Source organism: Sinorhizobium chiapasense, assembly GCF_036488675.1.
Taxonomy (GTDB): Bacteria; Pseudomonadota; Alphaproteobacteria; order Rhizobiales; family Rhizobiaceae; genus Sinorhizobium; species Sinorhizobium chiapasense.
The window spans coordinates 3,716,223-3,730,940 of the sequence record NZ_CP133148.1 but is presented as its reverse complement, the minus strand read 5'-3'; the positions used below and the strand labels follow the sequence as shown (position 1 = coordinate 3,730,940).

17 protein-coding genes are annotated in these 14,718 nt (G+C 64.0%); 10 read left to right on the top strand and 7 right to left on the bottom strand.

Annotation, left to right across the window (positions count from 1 at the left end):
• Positions 1 to 35: 35 nt before the first annotated feature.
• Genes RB548_RS17885 through RB548_RS17875 form a run of 3 tightly spaced genes read left to right on the top strand, consistent with a single transcriptional unit; the run spans position 36 to position 1,584 of the window.
• Complete coding sequence (locus tag RB548_RS17885) at positions 36 to 806, top strand: heme ABC transporter permease (RefSeq protein ID WP_331372558.1); 771 nt, start codon at positions 36 to 38, stop codon at positions 804 to 806.
• On the top strand, positions 803 to 979 hold the full coding sequence (ccmD, locus tag RB548_RS17880) for a heme exporter protein CcmD (RefSeq protein ID WP_331372557.1): 177 nt from the start codon (positions 803 to 805) through the stop codon (positions 977 to 979). The genes RB548_RS17885 and ccmD overlap by 4 nt, the downstream gene beginning before the upstream one ends.
• Entirely contained in the window at positions 976 to 1,584 is a 609-nt protein-coding gene (locus tag RB548_RS17875; RefSeq protein WP_331372556.1) for a DsbE family thiol:disulfide interchange protein, read from the top strand. Before ccmD ends, RB548_RS17875 begins: the two co-directional genes overlap by 4 nt.
• Before the next feature lie 267 nt (positions 1,585 to 1,851).
• Here the strand turns inward: RB548_RS17875 and RB548_RS17870 are convergent, their stop codons facing one another.
• The 6 genes from RB548_RS17870 to RB548_RS17845 form a co-directional block, all read right to left on the bottom strand.
• On the bottom strand, positions 1,852 to 2,445 hold the full coding sequence (locus tag RB548_RS17870) for a DUF2585 domain-containing protein (RefSeq protein WP_331372555.1): 594 nt from the start codon (positions 2,443 to 2,445) through the stop codon (positions 1,852 to 1,854).
• Complete coding sequence (locus RB548_RS17865; protein WP_331372554.1) at positions 2,442 to 3,074, bottom strand: septation protein A; 633 nt, start codon at positions 3,072 to 3,074, stop codon at positions 2,442 to 2,444. Before RB548_RS17865 ends, RB548_RS17870 begins: the two co-directional genes overlap by 4 nt.
• A gap of 248 nt (positions 3,075 to 3,322) precedes the next feature.
• Positions 3,323 to 4,879 carry a signal recognition particle-docking protein FtsY gene (ftsY, locus tag RB548_RS17860; RefSeq protein WP_408642421.1) on the bottom strand — a complete coding sequence of 519 codons (1,557 nt, stop codon included), beginning with the start codon at positions 4,877 to 4,879 and terminating at the stop codon, positions 3,323 to 3,325.
• A gap of 234 nt (positions 4,880 to 5,113) precedes the next feature.
• Positions 5,114 to 6,388: a tRNA (N(6)-L-threonylcarbamoyladenosine(37)-C(2))-methylthiotransferase MtaB gene (mtaB, locus tag RB548_RS17855; protein WP_331372552.1), complete on the bottom strand. Its 1,275-nt coding sequence runs from the start codon at positions 6,386 to 6,388 to the stop codon at positions 5,114 to 5,116.
• The gene (gene dapF, locus RB548_RS17850) at positions 6,385 to 7,290 is read right to left on the bottom strand and encodes a diaminopimelate epimerase (RefSeq protein ID WP_331375007.1); all 906 of its coding nucleotides are present in this window, start codon (positions 7,288 to 7,290) and stop codon (positions 6,385 to 6,387) included. The genes mtaB and dapF overlap by 4 nt, the downstream gene beginning before the upstream one ends.
• 93 nt (positions 7,291 to 7,383) lie before the next feature.
• Positions 7,384 to 8,400 (bottom strand): MBL fold metallo-hydrolase, encoded by a 1,017-nt coding sequence (locus tag RB548_RS17845; protein WP_331372551.1) that lies wholly within the window; start codon positions 8,398 to 8,400, stop codon positions 7,384 to 7,386.
• 123 nt (positions 8,401 to 8,523) lie between these two features.
• On the opposite strand from RB548_RS17845, the gene RB548_RS17840 reads away from it, so the two are divergent.
• The 7 genes from RB548_RS17840 to trmD all read left to right on the top strand — a co-directional run bounded on the left by RB548_RS17840 (position 8,524) and on the right by trmD (position 13,618).
• A complete protein-coding gene (locus RB548_RS17840; RefSeq protein ID WP_331372550.1) occupies positions 8,524 to 8,997 on the top strand; it encodes a MarR family winged helix-turn-helix transcriptional regulator in 474 nt (157 codons plus the stop codon).
• Entirely contained in the window at positions 8,994 to 9,641 is a 648-nt protein-coding gene (locus RB548_RS17835) for a cysteine hydrolase (protein WP_331372549.1), read from the top strand. Before RB548_RS17840 ends, RB548_RS17835 begins: the two co-directional genes overlap by 4 nt.
• A 260-nt stretch (positions 9,642 to 9,901) precedes the next feature.
• Positions 9,902 to 11,470: a signal recognition particle protein gene (gene ffh / locus RB548_RS17830; RefSeq protein WP_331372548.1), complete on the top strand. Its 1,569-nt coding sequence runs from the start codon at positions 9,902 to 9,904 to the stop codon at positions 11,468 to 11,470.
• A gap of 14 nt (positions 11,471 to 11,484) precedes the next feature.
• Positions 11,485 to 11,820: a chorismate mutase gene (locus RB548_RS17825; RefSeq protein ID WP_331372547.1), complete on the top strand. Its 336-nt coding sequence runs from the start codon at positions 11,485 to 11,487 to the stop codon at positions 11,818 to 11,820.
• Positions 11,821 to 11,856: 36 nt separating this feature from the next.
• Complete coding sequence (rpsP, locus tag RB548_RS17820; RefSeq protein WP_331372546.1) at positions 11,857 to 12,231, top strand: 30S ribosomal protein S16; 375 nt, start codon at positions 11,857 to 11,859, stop codon at positions 12,229 to 12,231.
• A gap of 101 nt (positions 12,232 to 12,332) precedes the next feature.
• A complete protein-coding gene (gene rimM / locus RB548_RS17815) occupies positions 12,333 to 12,896 on the top strand; it encodes a ribosome maturation factor RimM (RefSeq protein ID WP_331372545.1) in 564 nt (187 codons plus the stop codon).
• Between the two features lie 11 nt (positions 12,897 to 12,907).
• Positions 12,908 to 13,618 carry a tRNA (guanosine(37)-N1)-methyltransferase TrmD gene (gene trmD, locus RB548_RS17810; RefSeq protein ID WP_331375006.1) on the top strand — a complete coding sequence of 237 codons (711 nt, stop codon included), beginning with the start codon at positions 12,908 to 12,910 and terminating at the stop codon, positions 13,616 to 13,618.
• Between the two features lie 87 nt (positions 13,619 to 13,705).
• Here trmD and RB548_RS17805 read toward each other — a convergent pair whose 3' ends face one another.
• Positions 13,706 to 14,452, bottom strand: coding sequence for a sulfite exporter TauE/SafE family protein (locus RB548_RS17805; RefSeq protein ID WP_331372544.1), 747 nt, complete (start codon positions 14,450 to 14,452; stop codon positions 13,706 to 13,708).
• Positions 14,453 to 14,718 lie beyond the last annotated feature (266 nt).

Genomic DNA, 14,718 nt, shown 5'->3' with positions numbered 1-14,718 from the left:
TTGCGAAAGAGGCCTTTCCGCGTTAAAGAGCCGTCATGAGCGAAAACAGCCTGGCTATCCGCAAATTCAGCGACCTTGCCAATCCCACCCGGTTTCTGGCGCTGGCGGACCGTGTGCTGCCCTGGTTTGCCGCCACCACCGCCCTGTTCTTCGTCGCTGGCCTCTGGCTGTCCTTCACCACCGAAGGCGATTACCAGCAGGGCGAGACGGTGCGCATCATGTATGTGCATGTGCCGGCCGCCTGGCTGTCGATGATGTGTTACACGGTGATGGCGATCTCCGCGCTCGGCACGCTCGTCTGGCGCCACCCGCTGGCCGATGTTTCCGCCAAGGCGGCGGCGCCGATCGGCGCCTGCTTCACCTTTCTCGCGCTCGTCACCGGTTCGCTCTGGGGGAAGCCGATGTGGGGCGCCTGGTGGGTCTGGGATGCGCGGCTGACCTCGGTCTTCGTGCTCTTTCTCATGTATCTCGGGCTGATCGCGCTCAATCGCGCCATGGATGATCCTGCCCGTTCGGCCCGCGTCTCCGCCGTGCTCGTGCTGGTCGGCTTCGTCAACATTCCGATCATCAAGTTCTCGGTCGAATGGTGGAACACGCTGCATCAGCCGGCGAGCGTCATGCGTCTCGGTGGGCCGACGATCGATCCCGAGTTCTTGTGGCCGCTTCTCATGATGGCGGTCGCCTTCACGCTGCTGTTTTTCACGCTGCACATCGCCGCGATGCGCAATGAGATCTGGCGCCGCCGGGTCACCTCGCTCCGCCGTCAGGCTGTTCGGAACGCCGGCCGGGAGGCACAGGCACTATGATGAGCCACGCGGCTTACGTTTTTGCCAGCTATGCCGTCGCCGCCGTTACGGTGGCGGGACTCGTGTTCTGGGTCATCGGCGATGGCCGCGCCCGTCAGCGTGAGTTGAAGGAGCTCGAGGAGGCCGGCATCCGACGCCGCTCTGCGGAGGCTTCTGGCGGGGCCGGCCGATGAGCAGCACCCAGGCGCCCCAGCCGGACGAGCGCAAGCCCGGCACAATGCGTTTCATTTTCGCAGCGCTGCCACTCATCATCTTCGCGGCACTGGCACTGATCTTCTGGAGCCAGCTGAATTCCGGCAAGGATGTGAGCGAAATCCCTTCCGCGCTGATCGGCACGAAGGCGCCGAAGCTCGATCTGCCGCCGCTTGAAGGCGCGACGCTCGCGGGCCAGCCGATGCCGGCGCTCAACGACGCGGCGATCAAGGGCAGGCTGACGCTCGTCAATGTCTGGGCTTCCTGGTGCGTGCCCTGCCGGCAGGAGCACCCGATCATCCTTGGGCTCTCCAAGGATCCGCGGCTTCTCGTCGTCGGCATCAACTACAAGGACCAGAACGAAAACGCGTTGCGTTTCCTCGGCGAGCTCGGCAATCCGTTTTCGGCGATCGGCATCGATCCGCGCGGCAAGGCCGCGATCGACTGGGGCGTCTACGGCATCCCAGAATCCTACCTCGTCGGCCCCGACGGCACGATCCTCTACAAGCGCGTCGGCCCGTTTGATGAGAAGAGCCTCAAGGAAGGGCTCATGCCGGCGATCGAGAAGGCGTTGGCGGGCTCGTGAGCGGCCGCTCTCTTCGCACATGCCCCTCATCCGGCCTGCCGGCCACCTTCTCCCCGCACGCGGGGCGAAGGAGACTCGTGCTAGTCATCTAGACTAAACCCTCTCGCACCGCTTGCAGGGAGAGAGGCTGGAAATTCGCCGCTCGCTCTTCTCACCCATGCAACGCGCCGCCTCAGTGAGGAAAGGCGAGCGGGCGCCGCAAGTTCCTTCTCCCCGCGTGCGGGGAGAAGGTGCCGGCAGGCGGATGAGGGGTAAGTCGCGTTAACATTAAAACCCCGCCTGCCAAGCCTTCACCGCATCCAGCGGCCAGAGGAGCATCAGCACGTTAAGGGTCAGGTTGTCGCGCACCATAAAGCCGGTGAAGAGTTCAAGCACGATCGCGATCACGACCGTCAACGCCACCGGCAGCCGCGATGCCAGCAGGAATCCTGCAGCCATGGCAAGCGTGTCCATGGTCGAATTGAGGATGCTGTCGCCGAAATAGTCGAGCGAGATCGTCGCCGAACGATAGCGGTTAATCACCATCGGCGTGTTTTCGGCAATCTCCCAGGCGGATTCGATGACGGTCGCAAGGAGCAAACGCGCGCTCAGCGGCTTGCCGCGCAGAGCCAAGTGACCGAGGCCGTAGAACAGGAAGCCGTGAATGATGTGGGACGGCGTGTACCAGTCAGTGATGTGCTGCGAGTTGCCGCTGGACTTGACCACACCTTCCCAAAGCTTGACGTAGCCGCATTCGCAGATCCACAGCCGACCCATAAGATGCTGCGTCAATATCTGGATCGCGACCACGCCGAGGCAGGCGATCAGCCAGAACCGGGCCCAGCGCTGTCTGTTGTCGTCGGTCCCGGCCGCGATCGTCACTCGGCGCTATCCTGTTCGAGCGAATGCTTCATGATCAGCGGCATCTGGGCGAGGGTGAAGAGAATCGTGATCGGCATCGTTCCCCAGACCTTGAAGGCCACCCAGAAATCCGTCGAGAAGGTACGCCAGACGAGCTCGTTCAGCACGGCGAGGAAGAGGAAGAACAGACCCCAGCGGATCGTCAGCTTGCGCCAGCCGTCCTCATCCAGCTTGAAGGCGGAATGGAAGACGTAGCCGAGCAGGGATTTGCCGAACAGGAGACCACCGAGCAGGATCGCGCCGAAGAGCGTGTTGACGATCGTCGGCTTCATCTTGATGAACGTATCGTTCTGCAGCCATAGCGTCAGCGCGCCGAACACGAAGACGACGATCCCGGAAACGAGCGGCATCATCGGCAGCGTTCGGGTCAGCATCCAGGAAGCGACAAGCGCAATCGCCGTTGCCGCCATGAAGAGGCCGGTGGCGATGAAGATCGGTCCGCCGAGCTCGGCAAGCACGGGAAAGCGGCTCGCCAGCCAGTCGCCGCGGGAATTGGCGAAGAAGAAGACCATGAGCGGCCCGAGCTCCAGCACGAGCTTCAGGAGCGGGTTCACCTCTGTCCGCGGTTTGGCGGCTTCGATTGTCGACATATGCGGATCCTGTTCTTGCATATCGCGCCTTCTACCGCGCCGCGCGTCTTACGAGACACGCAAAGGTCGCTGTAGCACTTGAGTTCCTGCACTCTCCTTAAATCGGGTCCGATTTAAGGAGAGTGCAGCGGAGCGGGACGCGGGCGGAAATTACTTCCTCGCCCCCTCGGCTGCTCATAACACCAGCATTGCGGCAAAACCATATCAACGCCGCGTCCGCCGTTCTTCCAAGCTCGGTCGCCTGTCCCTCAGGCGGCAACGCCGGCGATCGCGTCGGCGAAGTCCTTCGCCTCAAAAGGCTCGAGATCGTCGACGCCCTCGCCGACGCCGATGAAATAGACCGGCAGCTTATGCTTGGCGGAGATCGCCACGAGAATACCGCCGCGCGCGGTGCCGTCGAGCTTAGTCATGATCAGGCCGCTGACGCCCGCGACGTTGCGGAAAATCTCGACCTGCTGCAGGGCATTCTGCCCGGTCGTCGCGTCGAGCGTCTGCAGAACCGTATGCGGTGCGTCGGGGTCAAGCTTGCCGAGAACGCGGACGATCTTTTCGAGTTCCGCCATCAGCTCGGCCTTGTTCTGCAGGCGCCCGGCGGTGTCGATGATCAGTACGTCCGACTTCTTCTCGCGCGCAAGCTGGAACGCCTCATAGGCAAGGCCGGCCGCGTCGGCGCCGAGCTTGGACGAAACGATGTCGGATTTCGTCCGCTCGGCCCAGATCTTCAATTGTTCGATCGCGGCGGCGCGGAAGGTGTCGCCGGCCGCAAGCATCACTTTCAGGCCGGCGCCGGAAAGCTTGGCGGCGAGCTTGCCGATCGTCGTCGTCTTGCCGGTGCCGTTGACGCCGACGACGAGGATCACGTGCGGCTTGTGGCTGAGATCGAGCTCCAGCGGCTTGGCGACCGGCGCCAGCACCTTGGTGATCTCGCCGGCCATGATGCGCGACACATCCTCGCCGGAGACATCCTTGCCGTAGCGCTCGGAGGCGAGCGTATCGGTGATGCGCATCGCCGTCTCGACGCCAAGATCGGCCTGGATCAGCAGGTCTTCGAGATCCTGCAGCGTCGCCTCGTCGAGCTTTCTCTTGGTGAAGAGGCTGGCGATCTGGCCGCTGAGCTGCGACGAGGTGCGCGCGAGGCCGCGGCGCAGCCGCTGGTACCAGTTGACCTTCGCCTGGGGGGCGGGGGGCTGCTCCTTGGGGCGCTTGTCGGAGGTGGCGAAGCCCTTGGGCAGGCTGGGTGCGGCCGTCTCATCCTGGGGGGAGAGCTGTACCGAAGGGATAGAATGGGGTGTCGCGGCGTCATCGCGAAGCGCGGCGCGATCGGAGGAGGCTTCACCCCCCTCTGCCCTGCCGGGCATCTCCCCCACAGGGGGGGAGATTGGCATCGCGGCGCTCTCGTCGTCCATTGCGACGGCTTCGTCGGCAGCGAGGTCCGCGTTTGTCTCGGGCTCCCGGTGCTTGGTAGCTTCGGCTTCGGTTTCGGTTTCGGTCGAGGCGGCGAGGTCGTTTCCGCCAGCCGTCTCTTCTTGGGCGGTGCGATCGTCCACCGCCTGCTCTCCCCCCTTGTGGGGGAGATGTCCCGAAGGGACAGAGGGGGGTGTCGCCGCCTCATCGCGAAGCGTGGCGTGTTCGGAAGGGGGCTCACCCCCCTCTGCCCTGCCGGGCATCTCCCCCACAGGGGGGGAGATCGGATGTGGGGCGATCTCGTCTTCGATCGCAACGCTTTCGTCGGCAGCGGTGTCGGCGCTTGCATCGACCTCTCCGCTACCGACCTCATTCGCCGCGCGCTCGGCCGAGGGCGCAATCTCCGCTGCGCCAGCCTTCGCCTCCTCGATGGCGGTCCGATCCTCGGCGGTCGCTTCAGCCGCCGGCTCTCTCGCTTGGTCGGGGAGATCTTCCGAAGGAACAGAGGGGGGTATCGTCGCATCCGGTGCCGCCTCCGGTGCCTCCTGCGGCGGCGCAGGTTTCTCCTCGACGGCGCCCTTGCCGAAGGAGAAGATCTTCTTGATGAAACCAATCGCCATGGGAATGTCCGGATCTCAGGCCGCAGCCATCTGTTTTTGTTGCATCGTCAGATGCTTGCCATTGTGGCCGGTAATTGTGACCGCAACGAGCGACCGCGGCTTAAGCCCGGCCGCATCGACGAGCGTGAAGTTTTCGGTGTGCGCCAGCCCGTTCATCTCGACCAGGATCGTCTGCTCGCTGCCGATCATACGACCGAGATGGGCGGCGTAGAGCTCCGCTCCCCTCGCACGCAGGCGCGCCGCGCGCTCCTTGACGAGTGCGCGATCGAGCTGCGGCATGCGCGCGGCCGGCGTTCCGGGGCGCGGGCTATAGGGGAAGACGTGGAGATGCGCGATGCCGCAACCCTCCGCAAGGCGCGCGGCATTCTCGAACATCTGCTCTGTCTCGGTCGGAAAGCCGGCGATCATGTCGGCGCCGAAACTGATCTCGGGCCGCAAGCGGCGGACCTCGCCGCAGAAGGCACGCGCATCGGCACTCGAATGCCGCCGCTTCATCCGCTTCAGAATGAGGTCGTCGCCGTGCTGGAGCGAAAGATGCAGGTGCGGCATGAAGCGCGGCTCGCCGGCGATCAGGTCGAACAGATGCCGATCGGCCTCGATGCTGTCGATCGACGAGAGGCGCAGGCGCAGGATTTCCGGAACCTGCTTCAACAGCGTCTTGGCAAGCAGACCGAGCGTCGGTGTTCCGGGAAGATCGGCGCCATAGCTCGTCGCATCGACGCCGGTCAGTACGATCTCGCGATAACCGCCCTCGACGAGCCGGCGGGCCTGATCGACGACGGCGCCCATCGGCACGGAGCGGGAATTGCCGCGACCATAGGGGATGATGCAGAAGGTGCAGCGGTGGTCGCAGCCGTTTTGCACCTGGATGAAGGCGCGCACGTGCCCGTCGATGTGCTTCACCATCTGCGGCGCGGTGGCGCGCACGCTCATGATGTCGTTGACGCGGAGCTTCTCTTCGGCCGAGACGCCGAAATCCGGCAGCGATCGGTAGGAGGCGCTCTTGAGCTTCTCCTCGTTGCCGAGCACCGCGTCGACCTCGGCCATCTCGGCAAAGGCTTGCTTCTCGGTCTGGGCGGCGCAGCCGGTGACGATGATGCGGGCATGCGGGTTGTCGCGCCGTGCGCGGCGGATCGCCTGGCGCGCCTGGCGCACGGCCTCGCCGGTCACCGCACAGGTGTTGACGAGAATGGCGTTGTTCAGCCCCGCCTTCTCGGCTTCGGCCCGCATCACTTCCGATTCATAGGTGTTGAGGCGGCAGCCGAAGGTTATGACCTCGACGCCGCTCAAAGCGCCCGCGCTCCGCTGTCGCCAGCCGTAGCGCCGTCGCGCTGAAAGGCGCCGGTCGCGGGATCGACGGTGCCTGACCATTCCCATTCGGCCGGCCCGGTCATGATGACGTGGTCGTCGCGCTCACGCCATTCGATGAAGAGCGGCCCACCCGGAACGTTCACCGTCACCGTCCTTTCCGTCCGGCCGGTTCTTGCGCCGCTGACGGCGGCGGCGCAAGCCGCCGAGCCGCAGGCAAGCGTCAGCCCTGCGCCGCGCTCCCAGGTTCGGAGGTCCATCGCGTGGCGCGAACGGACCCGGGCGATCGAGATATTGGCGCGCTCGGGAAAGATCGGATGATTTTCAAGGAGGGGGCCGAAGCGATCGAGCTCGTAGGACCAGACGTCGTTGTCGACCCAGAAGATCGCGTGCGGGTTGCCCATCGAGGCGACCGACGGCGAATGCAGCACCGGGTCGTCAATCGGGCCGATCTGCAATTCGATCCGGCGCGTGTCGTGGAATTCTTCGGCGAGGGGGATTTCGTTCCAGCCGAAACGCGGGCTTCCCATGTCGACCGAGATCGTGCCGTCCTCATGCTCCCTGGCTTCGAGGAGGCCCGCAACAGTGTGGAAGAGGAAAGCCTTTTTGCCGGTCTCGGCCGCCAAGGCCTGGACGACGCAACGGGTGCCGTTGCCGCAGGCCTGCGCCATCGATCCGTCGGAATTGATGATGTCGATCCAGGCATCGGTGCCGGCGGCCTTCGCATCGTGGATCGCCATGATCTGGTCGAACTCGGTTGCCGGATCGGCATTGAGCGCGACCGCGGCATGAGGCGTGACGCGATCCTTGCGGCCGCGCATGTCGACGACGAGGATCTTGTTTCCAAGCCCGTTCATCCTGGCAAATTGCACGTTGTCGGCCATGTCGCGATTGTCCAAACTGGCCTCCGCTTCGGGGAGGCGTCCTTCATTCGCGCTGTATATGGCGGAAAAGCCCGGAAATTACCAGTGCCGGCTTCATTCGGCCTTCGATGCGGTCGCAGGAACGTCGAAGATCTCGCCGGGGCGCATCGCCCGGAAACGCGCCCGTTCGATGCCGGCGCTGTCGAGTGCCGCCTCCAGCGCTCTCAGCGGCTCTTCGATCCCTTCATTGGTCAATCGGAACGTGCCCCAGTGATGGCCGGCGACGTGTCCGGCGCCGCAGGCGATCATGCCCTTGACGGCCTCCTCCGGATTCTGGTGCTGGGACGCCATGAACCAGCGCGGCTCGTAGCAGCCGAACGGCAGATTGGCGAGGCGGAAAGGACCATGCTTGGCGCGGGCCGCCCGATAGTTGATGCCGTCGTGAAAGCCGGTATCGCCGACATGATAGATCTTGCCGGCCGCGGTCTCGATGACGAAGGCCGCCCAGAGCGCCATGCGCCGGTCGCCGGAACGGCGTGCCGACCAGTGGTGACAGGGCTCGGCATGGATAGTGATCCCGTCGTCGAACTCGACCCGGTCGCCCCAATCGACAACGGATATTTGCGCGTTCGGAACCGAACGCCGGATAATCGTGTCGTTGCCGAGCGGTGTCACGACGCGTGGCGCGTGTTCCTCGTTCAATGCCATGAGCGTGTCGAGGTCGAGGTGATCGTAGTGATTGTGCGTGACAAGGACGACGTCGATCGGCGGCAGGTCGTCCAGGAGTATGCCGGGTGCGTTGCGCCGGTGCGGACCGGCAAAGGTGAAGGGGCTTGCGCGATGCGACCAGACCGGGTCGGTCAGGATGTTCAGCCCACCAACCTGGATCAGGAGCGTTGCATGGCCGACCATCGTGACCCGGAGGCCGTCACCGTCGACATTGAGATCCGGTCTTGCCTGCAGGAACGGACTGGCGCGGTGAGCGGGCCATCTCGTGCGGCCGCCGCCAAGCTGCCAGCGCAAGAAAGCGCCGAGGCCGCGCGGCGCGGTGCCGCCGGGGTTGAAGAAGCGAACGCCGTCGAAATGATCCGAAACGGGGCCGGTGTAGTAGGGATTGCCACCTTTCTTCATTGCCGTCCTCGGCTGCCGTTGCGATGAAACAAGATAGGCCTGCTTGATGCCTCTTCACAGGGTTCAGCAAGGGAGTCCCTAACAAATTCTTGAAGATGACAACTCGATTGCTAATATGCGCCGATGCTCGTCCGATTCGACAAACAGGAACGGCTCTACAAGGCCATCAAGCTTGTCCGCCCCATCCAGCTCAACGTCAACAGGACGGTGGAAAAGATGCTTGATGGCGCGGGGATCACGGTTGCCGAGCGTGCCGTCCTGGAGGTGCTTTGCGACGAGCCGCTGACGGTGCCGGAGGCGGCAAAGCGGCTGTCGATGAAGCGGCAGTTCGTCCAGCGCATTGCGGCGGGTCTGCTCGCAAAGGCGCTGATCGAGAAAAAGCCCAATCCCGAGCATCGCAGAGCCTTTTTCTGCGTTCCGAGCGCCGCCGGTCGCGAGCTCTTCGACGCCGTTCATCAGCGCGAACTCGAGCTGCTGCATGCTGTCCTCGGGGATATCAACCAGACCGAGGTGGTGGTGGCTCTTCGGGTGATGGCGCGCGTCGACTCGGCATTCGAGGAACTGGCGCGCCAACTGGGCGTGGAGGAGGGCGGATGATTCCGGTTCTCGCGGTGGTCGCGGCGATCGTCGTCGCGGTTGCCCTCTTCGCCATCCGCTTGACGTACGAAGTGCGGAGGGCCAATACGCCGACCACTGGCGAGCGTATCGACATTTCCATGCGGCCGAACCTGGCGTTGCTCGTCACCGACATACAGAAGGACTTCACCTCCATCGGCGGAAAATACGGATGGGACGAGGCCTATCTGAAGTCGCGCCTTGCCATGATCAGCACGGCTGCCGTGAAGGCGAGCGAAGCCGAAATACCGGTGATCGCCATCCGCCATGTCTACCGCGCGCCGCTCATCAGGCTGATGATCTGGCTTTTTGGCGAGGGGCGGGGAATCCCGGGATCGAAGGGGCTCGGTCTCGCACTGCCGCTGTCGCCGGATTTCGAGGTGGTGAAGTCGCTCAGCGACAGCTTCTCCTCGCCGGAACTCGAGGGCTATCTGGCCGCGAACAGGATCGGCACCTTGCTGCTCACCGGGCTCGACGGCTGCCATTGCGTCCAGAACACCGCCAACGGCGCGCTTAACCGCGGCTATCGGGTCGAAATCCTCGAAAACGCCGTATTGAGCCGCGACGAAGCTGGGTGGCGCAAGCATGCCGAGGCGCTCGAAGGGCGGGGCGCCGTGCTGACCTGACAGCGGACTCAAGCGAATTTGCCGCCGATCCTTGACTTTTCACCGGCTTTCCTGTTAATCGCGGCCAAATTCCTTCGCAAGTGATGACTTCGAAGCCGCCGACCGGGCCCCGCAAAGGTATAAAGAGAGCCCGGAGGTCAACATCCGACAGCGCGTAGCGCCCTCGGGTGGTTTTTGGCTTTGCGCCTTGTTTTCCGCGCGAGGGAACCCACGTTTCCGGCTGAACCATTGGTGAAACCGGAAACCAGAAGGAAGAGAGAATGTTCGAGAGCCTCCAGGACCGTCTTGGTTCCATCTTGAATGGACTGACCGGCCGCGGCGCCCTGTCGGAAGCTGATGTTTCCGCGGCGCTCCGGGAGGTTCGCCGCGCGCTGCTTGAAGCGGACGTCGCGCTCGATGTCGTGCGTACCTTCACCGAGAAGGTTCGCGAGAAGGCGGTCGGCGCCGAAATCCTGAAGTCGATCAAGCCCGGCCAGATGGTCGTCAAGATCGTCCATGACGAGCTTGTCGCGATGCTCGGTTCCGAGGGCGTGCCTATCGATCTCAATGCTCCGGCCCCGGTCGTCATCATGATGGTCGGCCTCCAGGGCTCCGGCAAGACGACGACGACCGGCAAGATCGCCAACCGGATGTCGACGCGGGACAAGAAGAAGGTCCTGATGGCCTCGCTCGACACGCGCCGTCCGGCTGCGCAGGAGCAGTTGCGCCAGCTCGGCGTCCAGACCGGCGTCGATACGCTGCCGATCATCGCCGGCCAGTCGCCGACCGACATCGCCGCGCGCGCCGTGCAGGCGGCCAAGCTCGGCGGCCATGACATCGTCATCCTCGATACCGCCGGCCGCACCCATATCGACGAGCCGCTGATGATCGAGATGGCGGAGATCAAGCGGAAGTCCAATCCGCATGAGATCCTGCTCGTCGCCGATGCGCTGACCGGTCAGGATGCCGTCAATCTTGCCCGCAATTTCGACGACCGCGTCGGCATCACCGGCCTCGTGCTGACCCGCATGGACGGCGATGGCCGGGGCGGTGCTGCACTGTCGATGCGCGCCGTCACCGGCAAGCCGATCAAGTTGATCGGCGTCGGCGAGAAGATGGGCGAGCTCGAGGAGTTCCATCCCCGCCGCGTTGCCGACCGCATCCTCGGCATGGGTGACATCGTCTCGCTGGTCGAGAAGGCGGCCGAGAATATCGACGCCGAGAAGGCGGCCGCCATGGCCGCCAAGATGGCCAAGGGCAAGTTCGACCTGAACGACCTCGCCGACCAGCTGAGCCAGATGCAGAAGATGGGCGGCATGGGCGGCATCATGGGGCTGATGCCGGGCATGGCCGGCATGAAGGACAAGATGGCCGCTGCCGGCCTCGACGACACGCTCTTCAAGCGCCAGCTCGCCATCATCTCCTCGATGACCAAGGCCGAGCGCGCCAATCCGGACATCCTCAAGCATTCGCGCAAGAAGCGCATCGCTAGCGGCTCCGGCACCGATGCCGCCGACATCAACAAGCTTCTGAAGATGCACCGCCAGATGGCGGACATGATGAAGATGATGGGCGGCAAGGGCAAAGGCGGTATGATGAAGCAGATGATGGGTGGCCTTGCCAACAAGATGGGCCTGGGCGGGCTCGGCGGCGGCATGCCGGATCTGTCGAAACTCGACCCCAAGCAGCTCGAAGCCCTGCAGAAGCAGGCCGAGGCCGCCGGCCTCGGAAAGCCCGGTGGCGGCCTGCCAAGTCTTGGCGGCGGAGGATTGCCCGGTCTGGGCGGCGCCAAGCTTCCGGGTCTTGGTGGCGGTTTCCCGGGTCTTCCCGGCCTGCCGAAGAAGAAGTGAGGATCGCGAGACAAATGGTTGATCCCGAGATCAGAGAGGAATTGGCGGGCTACCGGCAGTCGATCGACAATATCGATGCCGCGCTCGTCCACATGCTGGCCGAACGTTTCCGCTGCACCAAGGCGGTCGGCGTTCTGAAGGCCAAGCATCAATTGCCGCCGGCCGATCCGGCGCGCGAGGAATACCAGATCGAACGCCTCCGCCATCTGGCGAAGGATGCCAATCTGGACCCGGATTTCGCCGAGAAGTTCCTGAACTTCATCATCAAGGAAGTCATCCGGCATCATGAAGCAATCGCCGCTGATCGCTCGCAGCCCGCGAGCAACGCCGGCGCCACACATTCCGCTTGAACGAAGCGGTCAAGAAAGCCTGCAAGGAGCAATGAAATGGCACTGAAAATTCGTCTCGCCCGTGGCGGTTCCAAGAAGCGCCCCTACTACCAGATCGTCGTTGCCGATGCGCGCAGCCCGCGTGACGGCCGCTTCCTCGAAAAGCTCGGCTCCTGGAACCCGATGCTCGGCAAGGACGACGAAAAGCGCGTCGAGCTTGACAAAGAGCGCGTGAGCCACTGGATCGCCCAGGGCGCACAGCCGACCGACCGCGTGCTGCGCTTCCTCGACCAGGCTGGTCTTGCCAAGCGCCCGGCCCGCAACAACCCGAACAAGGCGCAGCCCGGCAAGAAGGCACAGGAACGTGCCGCCGAAGCCAAGCAGCGCGCTGAAGATGCAGCTGCTGCCGCTGCCGAAGCTGCCGCGGAATAATATCCGTCAAACCGACGTGACAAACGGGCGGCATTTCCATGCCGCCCGTTTTGTTTTATGTGCACACGATCGCGCCCGAAGTCCGGAAATGGATTGAGACAATGAGCAAGCTTGAGAACCCAGTCCTGATGGCGGCCATCGGCGCGGCCCAGGGCCTGCGCGGCGAGGTGCGGGTGAAATCCTTCACGGCCGATCCGATCGCGCTCGGCGACTACGGCAAGCTGCACAGCGACGACGGCCGCGTCTTCGAGGTGCTCGAAATTCGCGAGGCGAAGAATGTGGTGGTCGTGCGCTTTCGCGGCATCAACGACCGTAATGCGGCCGAAGCCCTCAACGGGCTCGAGCTGTTCATCGAGCGGGACAATCTCCCCGACGACGATCTCGATGAGGACGAGTTTTTCTACGCCGACCTCGAAGGGCTGGAGGCGGTGGACGGCAGCGGCAAGAGCTATGGCTCTGTGACCGGTGTCTTCGATTTCGGCGCCGGCGATCTCCTGGAACTGAAGGGACCGGGCAGGCGCCCTGTCCTGATCCCCTTTACTGAATGGTCCGTGCTCGAAATCGATCTCGAGGCCGGCAGGCTGCTGGTTGACCCGATCGCCGCGGGTCTTGTCGACGACAAGGAGGACGGCACAGGCAATCCGTTCTCGAAAAAGAGCAAGTGAGCGGTTCGACGATGTCTTTTCGCGCCACGGTCCTGACGCTCTATCCGGAGATGTTTCCCGGACATCTCGGCGTCTCGCTCGCCGGCAAGGCGCTGGAACGCGGGCAGTGGTCGATCGAGGCCGTGCAGATCCGCGATTTCGCCGAGGACAAACATCGCACCGTCGACGACACGCCGGCCGGCGGCGGCGCCGGCATGGTGCTGAAGCCCGACGTGCTGGCGCGCGCGATCGACCGGGTCGCGGCCGACGATGATCGTCCGCGGCTGCTGATGAGCCCGCGCGGTCGACCCCTGACACAGGAGCGCGTGCGGGAGCTCGCCGCCGGCCCCGGCGTCGTCATCGTCTGCGGCCGCTTCGAGGGTGTCGACCAGCGGGTCATCGATACGCGCAACCTCGAGGAAGTGTCGCTCGGTGACTATATTCTCTCCGGCGGCGAGCCGGCGGCGCTCGTGCTGCTCGATGCCGTCGTGCGCATCCTGCCCGGCGTGATGGGCAACGAATTGTCCGGCGTGCACGAAAGTTTCGAGGGCGGCCTGCTGGAGCATCCGCACTACACGCGGCCGCAGGTCTTCGAAGGCCATGAAATCCCGGCCGTACTGACTTCCGGAAATCATGGCGCCATCGCCAAATGGCGCGAGGCGGAAGCGCGAAAATTGACGGCGGAGCGCCGGCCGGATCTGCTCGAGCGTGATCCGAAAAGTGGGAGCCGGTCTTCAGATTAATCACGCGTGGATCAAAAGTTGCAGCGTGATCCGAAAAGTCGGAACCGGCTTTCGGAATAATCACGCGCGATTCAAACGCACTGGCGGTCAGCCGGTGAAGAAATAATAGGCGGCGAGCAGCAGGCCGACCGCGACGACGAGCGCCCGGATGATCGCCTGCGGAACGCGCCGCGCCGCCCAGACGCCCGAATACCCGCCAAGGGCCGCACCCGGAACCATGATGGCCGCGTGCAGCCAGGAGACGACTCCGCCTGCGGCAAAGACCGCGATGGCGATTGCCGCAATGACGATCGAGATGAAGTTCTTCAGCGCGTTCAGGCGATGGTAGCCGCCACCGGTCGCAAGGCCGAGAACGGCCAGCATCATAATGCCCATGCCGGCGCCGAAGAAGCCGCCATAGACGGAGGTTGCCATCTGGCTGGCGACGCCGAGTGGGCCGATCCGGTGTTCGTCGCTGCGTGCTTTGGGTTTCAGCAGCGGACCGGCTGCGAAAATCACGGTCGCCGCGATCAGCAGCCAGGGCACCATCGCGCGGAAGGACGGGTTGGAGAGGGAGAGCAGGAGCAGTGCGCCCGCCAGTCCGCCGATCGCCGAAATGACGCCGAGCAAGATCGCGTTCCGCCGGTCCGCGCGGATTTCCTTGGCGTAGGCTAGCGCCGAGGTGATGTAGCCGGGAAACTGGATGATCGACGAGGTGGCGTTGGCAACGATTGGCGGCAGGCCTCCGAGCGTCATGGCGCCGAAGGTCAGAAAGGTGCCGCCGCCCGCGATGGCGTTGACGACACCGGAGAGGAATCCCGAAACAAAGAGCAGAAGAGCTTGAACAATCGTCATGGCCATCCCCGAACCGCGTGGGCACTGGGATAGCTGCTAGCGAAATCGGCCGCAACCCCGCCCCAGGATCAAAACCGCTCCCCAACCCGTCCTCCTCGTGGGGAGAGGTTGGAGAGGGGCTTCAGCCGAAGTTTTAAGGGCTGTTCGCGCGAGAAAATCGGCTTTCGGGGATGACAAGGCGGATCGTTTGGTGTATGTGCCGCACCGGTTCGGGTTCGTTGCCCGTCGACCATCAACAAAGAATGGCGAATCCGCTCCTGCCATAA

What these genes read in the sequence shown, in the direction of transcription:
- RB548_RS17885 (WP_331372558.1), top strand. Translation starts at nt 36, where the DNA reads ATGAGCGAAAACAGCCTGGCTATCCGCAAATTCAGCGACCTTGCCAAT.
- ccmD (WP_331372557.1), top strand. Translation starts at nt 803, where the DNA reads ATGATGAGCCACGCGGCTTACGTTTTTGCCAGCTATGCCGTCGCCGCC.
- RB548_RS17875 (WP_331372556.1), top strand. Translation starts at nt 976, where the DNA reads ATGAGCAGCACCCAGGCGCCCCAGCCGGACGAGCGCAAGCCCGGCACA.
- RB548_RS17865 (WP_331372554.1), bottom strand. Translation starts at nt 3,074, where the DNA reads ATGTCGACAATCGAAGCCGCCAAACCGCGGACAGAGGTGAACCCGCTC.
- dapF (WP_331375007.1), bottom strand. Translation starts at nt 7,290, where the DNA reads ATGGCCGACAACGTGCAATTTGCCAGGATGAACGGGCTTGGAAACAAG.
- RB548_RS17845 (WP_331372551.1), bottom strand. Translation starts at nt 8,400, where the DNA reads ATGAAGAAAGGTGGCAATCCCTACTACACCGGCCCCGTTTCGGATCAT.
- RB548_RS17840 (WP_331372550.1), top strand. Translation starts at nt 8,524, where the DNA reads ATGCTCGTCCGATTCGACAAACAGGAACGGCTCTACAAGGCCATCAAG.
- RB548_RS17835 (WP_331372549.1), top strand. Translation starts at nt 8,994, where the DNA reads ATGATTCCGGTTCTCGCGGTGGTCGCGGCGATCGTCGTCGCGGTTGCC.
- ffh (WP_331372548.1), top strand. Translation starts at nt 9,902, where the DNA reads ATGTTCGAGAGCCTCCAGGACCGTCTTGGTTCCATCTTGAATGGACTG.
- RB548_RS17825 (WP_331372547.1), top strand. Translation starts at nt 11,485, where the DNA reads ATGGTTGATCCCGAGATCAGAGAGGAATTGGCGGGCTACCGGCAGTCG.
- rpsP (WP_331372546.1), top strand. Translation starts at nt 11,857, where the DNA reads ATGGCACTGAAAATTCGTCTCGCCCGTGGCGGTTCCAAGAAGCGCCCC.
- rimM (WP_331372545.1), top strand. Translation starts at nt 12,333, where the DNA reads ATGAGCAAGCTTGAGAACCCAGTCCTGATGGCGGCCATCGGCGCGGCC.
- trmD (WP_331375006.1), top strand. Translation starts at nt 12,908, where the DNA reads ATGTCTTTTCGCGCCACGGTCCTGACGCTCTATCCGGAGATGTTTCCC.
- RB548_RS17805 (WP_331372544.1), bottom strand. Translation starts at nt 14,452, where the DNA reads ATGACGATTGTTCAAGCTCTTCTGCTCTTTGTTTCGGGATTCCTCTCC.